This is a genomic window from Corallococcus terminator (assembly GCF_049194865.1).
GTDB lineage: Bacteria > Myxococcota > Myxococcia > Myxococcales > Myxococcaceae > Myxococcus > Myxococcus terminator_A.
Genome location: NZ_JBLZWL010000005.1, coordinates 48,798 through 55,813 on the forward strand (window position 1 = coordinate 48,798; position 7,016 = coordinate 55,813).

Here is a 7,016-nt window from a genome sequence, read left to right on the forward strand (position 1 = left end):
TCACTCGGGGACACGAGGAGACCCGCGCGCCAGACGAGGACCCGGGGACAACACGGAAGCCCAGGGGCGTTGCCTGCGAGGCAACAGCGCCCCGCGCGACACGGCCCGTGGCCACGAAACGACGAACGAGCCCAAGGCCTCGAAGCGCGAGGCCCGGGCTCGACCGGGGACGACCTGGGGCTTCAGGGAATCAGTGACCCACGCGCTCGCACAGGTCGCCGCGAGCGAAGGTCCAGTCACGTCGGACGGTGGCGGGGACCACGCCCAGCACCGCCGCGGTCTCCTGGATGCCCAGGCCCGCGAAGTAGCGCAGCTCCACCACGCGGGCCAGCCGGGGCTTGAACGCCTCCAGCTCCACCAGCACCCGCTCCAAATCCAGCACGTCGATTTCGACGCCGACCGGGAACTCGAAGACCTCGTCACGCAGGTACAAGGGCTCGCGGCGAACATGGGTCCGGCGCGCATTGCGGACCCGCACGCCCTCCACCAGCACCCGTCGCATCGCCTGGGCACCCGCGCACAGGAAGTGCCGCCGCCGGTCCGCGTCCGACACATCCCCCGCCAGACGCAGCCAGATGTCTCGCAGGAGCATCATCGGACGCGTGGAAAGGCGGGGTGACTCGCCATTCATGTCCGAGTGCGTCATCTCCCGCAGCTCCTGGTACGCCACCCATCTCAGCGCGTCCCGAGCCTCTGCGTTCCCGTTGCGAGCGTCGTCCAGCAGCGATGTCATCTCCGACATGCCCATGGTGTCCTCCTGGGTCTCACATCCCATCGAGTCGCTTCGCCACGCCTGCCTACGATGTCGAACGAGTTCCCCCGCGAATCTTGAGAACAAAGAATTGTTTTTCGTGAAGGCCGACAATTCCCTGCCCGGTGGGATGACCCAACCTGCGCTCTCAGGGTGGGCTCGCGCAATGAGACCCCACCATTTTTTCTTGATTATCTCGTTTGTCTACATTTCCAAGGACCGCTGGAATACGTTCGTGGGGCGAGACGTCGCATTCCCTGCTCCGAGCATCCGGGCCTGCCAGGGGAATCCAGGCGTCACGCCATGCGGGCGGCCGGTGCGGGCGGAGTGAGTCCGTCGCCCGGCTGACAGGCGCTCGGCGTCCCAGGCTGGAAGTGAGTCACGACGGACGTCAGGCGGCGGGCAGCCAGAGCACGAAGCGCGCACCGCCTCCCCGCACCCGCTCGTAGCGCAGGTCCGCGCGCATGCTCCTCGCGAGGCGCCGGCACAGCGCCAACCCCAGCCCCACGCCGGGCGCGGACCTCGCCGCGGTCTGCACGGACTTGGAGAACGGCTCGAAGAGCTTGCGCGCCGTGGCCGCATCCACCCCGGGCCCGTGGTCCCTCACCGCCAGCGCCACCCCTCTGCCACGTCGCTCCAGCTCCACATGGAGGCGCTTGTCCTCCGCGCCCGCCGCGTACTTGGCCGCGTTGTCCACGAGGTTGAAGAGCACCTGCTCCACCGCGGACGGGTCCGTCAGCACCGTCACGCCCGGAGGCACCTCCACGTGCAGCGAGAGGCCCGCCTGGAGCGCGCGCTCGGAGAGCCGCTCCTCCATCCGGGACAGCAGCGCGCCCACCTCCACGCGCACCAGCCGCGCGGGAGTGCGCCCCCGCTCGATTCGGGCATAGGCGAGGACGTTCTCCACCAGGTGGCTCAGCCGCTCCGCCTCCCGGTGGAGGATGTCGAAGTACTCCTGGCGGCGCGCCGCGTCCGGCACCATCCCCGCCGCCAGCATCTCCGTGTACATCCGGAACGTCGTCAGCGGCGTGCGCAGCTCGTGCGTCACGGCCGAGACGAACGCGCCCCGGCGCTCGCTGAGCGACATCACTCCGCCCAGCAGCGCCACCACGGCCACGCCCGCGAGCGCCACGCCGCTCCACGCCACCATCAACACCAGGGGCAAGGACGACAGCGCCCCCGACGAGCCCTCTTCACCCGGAGCCGCGCCCGGAACCAGCCGCACGGGCAGCGACGCCAGCATCCGGCCCTCCCCCTTCAGCGCCCCAGCGTCCTTCACGGGCTCCAGCGTCGCGCCCGGCAGCAGGTCCTCCACCTTGCCCTGGAGCCATTGCTGGAGCGCGGGCCAGTCCAGCCAGCAGCCCTGGATGTATTCCTCGCCGTCCACCTGGACGCGCCGCCCGAGCAGCAGCACATCTCCCACCCAGATGGCCCGCATCTCCTCGACGACCTCCCGGGCGAGGGCCTGCTCCGGCAACGCCACCTTGCCGTAGCCCACCATGTTCTGACTCGCGGCCTGGCGGGCGCTGCGGGAGCGCGCATCGAACTCGCTCGCGTTCTTCGTCCACTGGAGCGCATCCGCCAGCTTGTTCCCAGCCTCCCGCCGCGTCGTGAGGAGGGACGGCGTGGGAACGCGCCTCGCCAGCGCCTCCCGCACGGGAGCTTCCCGCAGCAGGCGCGACACCTGCTCCAGCCGTCGGCGCAGGACTTCCGCGTCGACTCCCGAGCGCGGGAGGGTTGGAGCGCGCAGCGCGGGCTCCACCACCTGGGGCGAGGACACCACTCCGTCGGGCCCCATCTGGAAGTGCAGCAAGACGTGCTCTGGCGGGCCCGCGAGCAGGGGCGAGGCCACCCAGGCGTGGCCCTCCGGCAGGGGACGCCGCTCCGCGTCCAGGACGCCGCGCGCGGGCGCCACGGCCTCATACGCCTCCACCGCCACCGCGCTCTCCCGGGCCACCAGCGGCAGCAGCTCCGAGTCGAGTCGCCACAGCGCCAGCCGCACGTTCTCCTCGCGCCCCGCGCTCTCTCGCGCTTGACGGTCCGCGCGGTCCAACCGCAGGGCGAACACGGACAGCCACACCACACCGGCCAGCGCGAGCAGCAGACAGGCGCTCACCGCGAGCCAGACTCGCCAGGAGCGAATCATCTCGGGCCGCCCGGCACGGAGAACATGTAGCCCTTGCCGCGCACCGTGAGGATGACGCGGGGCTCGGCCGAGTCGTCGCGCAGCTTCTCCCGCAGGCGCGCCATCGTCATGTCCACCGTCCGCGTCTGCACGCTCCTCGCGGGCAGGTGCCACACGCGCTCCAACAGCTCTTCGCGAGAGATGGCCCGCCCGGCGTTCTCCCCCAGGTAGCGCAGCGCCTCTGCCTCGCGCTCGGAGAGGTCCGTCCGGGAGCCATCATCGAAGCTCAGCTCGCGGCGCTCCACCACGAAGTGTCCTCCGGGGAAGTCCACGCGGGAGGCGCCCTGGGGCCGCTCCGCCGAGCGACGGAGCACCGCGCCCGCTCGGGCCAGCAGCTCGCGCACCGAGAAGGGCTTCACCACGTAGTCGTCCGCGCCGAGCTTCAGTCCCATCACCCGGTCCTCCTCCTGGCCCCGGGCGGTGAGGATGATGATGGGCAGCGTCGGCCGGCTCTTGCGCACGGCCCGGAGCAGGTCCAGCCCGTCACCATCCGGGAGCACCAGGTCCAGCAGCACCAGGTCCACCGGCGTGCGCTCCGCCAGTCGCTGGCCTTCCTCTCGCACGCCCGCTTCGAGGACCTCGTAGCCCTCGAAGCGAAGCGCATCCACGATTCCGCGCCGGATGGCGGGGTCATCCTCGACGACGAGCACTCGGCGCGCGGCCATGACGGCATCCTACTCCAAGGTGAACTGACGCTTCGTCGCTTCGCGCGTCACCACCTGGCCGATGACACCGTCCAGCGTGGCCTCGTCCTTCGTGGGGTTCTGCTTGCGCGCATCCGCGAGGAACTGCTGACGCTCCTTGCCCAGGTCCTGGATGCGCTGCTGGAGGTCCGCACGCTCCTTCTCCCGGGCCGCCAGCCACGCCTTGCGCCCTTCGGCGTCCAGGTTGCGCATCGGCTCGGGCAGGTCGTCGGCGGCGACGGCGCCCAGGTCCAGCTTGTTCTTCTTCACCGCGTCCACCAGGTCCCAGCTCTCGTTGGAGTAGTTCCCGGAGGACTTCGCCATCGAGCGCGCCGCCATGTTCTGCACCGACACGCCGCGGGAGAGGCTGTCCTGCTCCTGCTGCCGCACCTGGCTCGCCTTGCCCGCGGCGCCGCCATAGACGACGTAGGTCTTGTTCAGCTCTTCACCCAGCCGGGCAATCTCCTGGTCCTGCGGCGCCGCCAGCTCCACCACCCTCTGGTTCTGGTCGATGTTCATGTAGCTGCCATCGGCGAGCGTGGCGGCGGCCTTCCACTGGTCCGAGATGCCCTGCTCGTAGTCACCGCAGTGGATGGTGTTCACGGTGATGCCCCGCTTGCTGGCGACGGCCACGGCCTTGCGGAAGTCGACAGGGCCCTGGGTGAAGGTCTCGTTGCCCGCGATGAAGATGAGCCGCATCGCGTCCGGGTTCGTGCTCCAGGCGAGCTTGTGGGTGGCCTCCTGGATGACCTCGCCGCAGTTCTCCGACCCACCGGAGGTCCGCAGGGCGAAGAGGCGCTCGGAGATGGCATCCAGGTCCGTGGTGAAGGGCGTCAGCAGGCGAATCTCGTTCGAGCCCGCGCCCTCCCCCGCGTAGCCGTAGGCGTAGAGGGCCAGCTCGAGCCTGGGAGCAACGCCGTCGCGGCGGGCGCGCGAGAAGCGGTTCACGATGTTCCACAGCTGCGTACGGGCCTGATCCAACAGGCCGTCCATGCTGCCGCTGGTGTCCAGGAGCAGGGCAATCTGGATGACGGGCGCCGAGGCATCGGCCGGCGCGGGCTTCGCGGGGGGGACCTCCACGCGAGGCGGAGTGACCACCGCCACGGGAGCGGGAGGCGCCACCACGGGCGGCGGGGCGGGAGGCGGGGTGGAGGCGGGCTTGCCCAACAGGAGCGCGGAGAGGGCGAGCACCGCGGCCGAGCCGAGGATGACAGGGAGCTTGAGGGCGGGTTTCATCGTGAGTCCTTTCGTGCGGCAGTGCCCTGAAGAGCACGCTTGGAACAGTAACGATGGAGACCGTCCGAAAGGTGTAACCGCCGTGTAACCGGGTGCGCGGCTACCGCGCATCCCAGAGGAAACCCAGCTCCAGTTCGAAGACCTCGAAGGGCTCCGCGCGAACCCTCGCGAGAGCCTCATGGATGACAGGCGGGACGTAGCTTCGTCCCTCGAGGCGATGGACCTCCAGCGTCCGCGCTATCGGGTCGATGATCCAGACATGGCGCACGCCTTCGCGGGCATACAGGGGCAGTTTCAGGGAGCGGTCCAGTCGCGACGTAGAAGGGGACAGCACCTCGCAGACCCAGTCAGGGACGACCGTGAAGCCGACCTTCTGAGGAAGTTCTGGCATCCGCTCACGCCGCCAGCCCGCGAGGTCCGGGACGAGAACATTGCCTCCGGACAGATGAAGCTCCGGCTCGTCCAGGATGAACCAGCCTCCAGGCCCGCCTCGTCCCCGGTCGAACGGCCCACCCAGTTCGCTGCCCAACCGGGACGCCGCCAGCGTGTGCCGCGGTGCTGGCCGAGGACTGACGTGCAGCACCCCATCGATGAGCTCCCCGACCACGGTCTCGGGAAGCGCCTCCAGGTCCGCATACGTGGCCGGCTTCTTGTCCATGACGTCCCCATACCAACAAGCCTCGCCGCCCAACCCCAGTTCCATGGTCATGCGAGGGGAATAACACTGGGGTCTGACGTGTGAGGGTGTCCATGCGGCTACCACCCTCCCAGGTTGTATCGGCTGGACGGCGGACGCAAGGGGGCGATACACCGCCACCCGGCTCGGGCCACGCACGCGCATGTTTTGCAATCACGCGGCCAGGGAGCGCCATGGCCGAACACCGCCGTCTCAGGCGCTCCGCAGCATCAGCCGCTCCACGACGGAGCGCACCTCACGCAGCCGCGCGGGGTCCGTCACGGCGACGAAGATGGTGTCGTCACCGGCCACCGTGCCAGCGAGCCCCGGCACCTCCGGCTCGCGATCCAACGCCAGCGCCAGGGCTGGCGCGTAGCCAGGCCCTGTCTTCACCACGAGCATGTTCGGCGGGGCCTCGATGATGCTGACGCGCTGCCGCTCGGTGGCCACCACCGGCTCCGTCGACGCGCGCTGATAGCGCCCGCCCACCTTCTGCACGCCCAGCTTCTTCAACCGCCGCGACAGCGTGGACTGGCTTGGGGCCTGCCCTTCCGCCTCCAGCAGCTCCTGCAAGACCGCCTGATCGCTGATCTCCCGCTCCGAGATGAGCCGAAGGATTTCGTCGTCCAGGTTCATTCCCACCACCATGCATGCGCGTGAATTTCCATGCAAGGAACCCGCATGAAAGATTGCGGGAACATTACCCTTGCGCGTCGCGTCTTTCTGCATAATATCCGCGCCCCATTCGCGGAAATGCACGCATGTTGGTGCATATTCACTCACCCATGCATCGGTCCAGGCCGGGGAGCGCAGCCCCATGAAGCACGTCACGCACATCAAGGATCTCGGCCCCGCGGGTGTAGAGGCCGTCCTCGCTCAGGCCGCGGCATGGAAGAAGACGCCTCCGGGTCGTCATCTGGAGGGGAACATCCTCGGGATGGTGTTCTTCAACCCGTCGCTGCGCACGCGCACCTCGTTCGAGGCGGTGATGCTGCGCGGGGGTGGCAACGCCATCATCCTGGACGTCGGCTCGGGCGTGTGGAAGCTGGAGCACCGCGAGGGCGCGGTGATGAACCTGGACCGGGCCGAGCACCTCAAGGAGGCCGCGCCCGTCCTCTCGCGCTTCGTGGACATGCTGGGCGTGCGGACCTTCTCGCAGGGTGGCGGCGACGAGGAGGACGAGGTCGACCCCATCATCAACGCCTTCCGCAAGTGGGCCACCGTGCCCGTGGTCAGCATGGAGTCCGCGCGCGAGCACCCCTGCCAGGGCCTGGCGGACGTGCTGACCTTGCGCGAGACGTTCGGCTCCACGCAGAAGCTGCCCGTGACGCTGACGTGGGCGCCGCACATCAAGCCGCTGCCCAAGGCGGTCCCCAACTCGTTCCTCCTGAGCGCGGCGGCGGCTGGCTGCGAGGTGCGCGTGGCGCATCCTCCCGGCTTCGAGCTGCACCCCTCGGTGCGCGCGGAGGCGGAGGCGTACGCCAA

At 69.4% G+C, this 7,016-nt stretch carries 7 protein-coding genes; 1 reads left to right on the plus strand and 6 read right to left on the minus strand.

Features of this window, described 5'->3' with window-relative positions; genetic code table 11:
• Positions 1-190: 190 nt before the first annotated feature.
• From ACN469_RS05645 to ACN469_RS05670, 6 genes are all read right to left on the minus strand, one after another.
• A complete protein-coding gene (locus ACN469_RS05645; protein ID WP_498764900.1) occupies positions 191-742 on the minus strand; it encodes an ECF-type sigma factor in 552 nt (183 codons plus the stop codon).
• A gap of 400 nt (positions 743-1,142) precedes the next feature.
• Positions 1,143-2,897, minus strand: coding sequence for a sensor histidine kinase (locus tag ACN469_RS05650; protein WP_498764902.1), 1,755 nt, complete (start codon positions 2,895-2,897; stop codon positions 1,143-1,145).
• Entirely contained in the window at positions 2,894-3,601 is a 708-nt protein-coding gene (locus tag ACN469_RS05655; protein WP_498764904.1) for a response regulator transcription factor, read from the minus strand. Before ACN469_RS05655 ends, ACN469_RS05650 begins: the two co-directional genes overlap by 4 nt.
• 9 nt (positions 3,602-3,610) lie before the next feature.
• Entirely contained in the window at positions 3,611-4,855 is a 1,245-nt protein-coding gene (locus ACN469_RS05660; protein WP_498764906.1) for a vWA domain-containing protein, read from the minus strand.
• 100 nt (positions 4,856-4,955) lie between these two features.
• A complete protein-coding gene (locus tag ACN469_RS05665; protein WP_498764908.1) occupies positions 4,956-5,513 on the minus strand; it encodes a Uma2 family endonuclease in 558 nt (185 codons plus the stop codon).
• Positions 5,514-5,744: 231 nt separating this feature from the next.
• Complete coding sequence (locus tag ACN469_RS05670; protein ID WP_323390366.1) at positions 5,745-6,179, minus strand: arginine repressor; 435 nt, start codon at positions 6,177-6,179, stop codon at positions 5,745-5,747.
• Positions 6,180-6,348: 169 nt separating this feature from the next.
• On the opposite strand from ACN469_RS05670, the gene ACN469_RS05675 reads away from it, so the two are divergent.
• Positions 6,349-7,016, plus strand: a 668-nt coding sequence (locus ACN469_RS05675; protein ID WP_498764910.1) for an N-acetylornithine carbamoyltransferase, incomplete at its 3' end; no start/stop codon positions are given.

What these genes read in the sequence shown, in the direction of transcription:
- ACN469_RS05655 (WP_498764904.1), bottom strand. Translation starts at nt 3,601, where the DNA reads ATGGCCGCGCGCCGAGTGCTCGTCGTCGAGGATGACCCCGCCATCCGG.
- ACN469_RS05665 (WP_498764908.1), bottom strand. Translation starts at nt 5,513, where the DNA reads ATGGACAAGAAGCCGGCCACGTATGCGGACCTGGAGGCGCTTCCCGAG.
- ACN469_RS05650 (WP_498764902.1), bottom strand. Translation starts at nt 2,897, where the DNA reads ATGATTCGCTCCTGGCGAGTCTGGCTCGCGGTGAGCGCCTGTCTGCTG.
- ACN469_RS05645 (WP_498764900.1), bottom strand. Translation starts at nt 742, where the DNA reads ATGTCGGAGATGACATCGCTGCTGGACGACGCTCGCAACGGGAACGCA.
- ACN469_RS05670 (WP_323390366.1), bottom strand. Translation starts at nt 6,179, where the DNA reads ATGGTGGTGGGAATGAACCTGGACGACGAAATCCTTCGGCTCATCTCG.
- ACN469_RS05660 (WP_498764906.1), bottom strand. Translation starts at nt 4,855, where the DNA reads ATGAAACCCGCCCTCAAGCTCCCTGTCATCCTCGGCTCGGCCGCGGTG.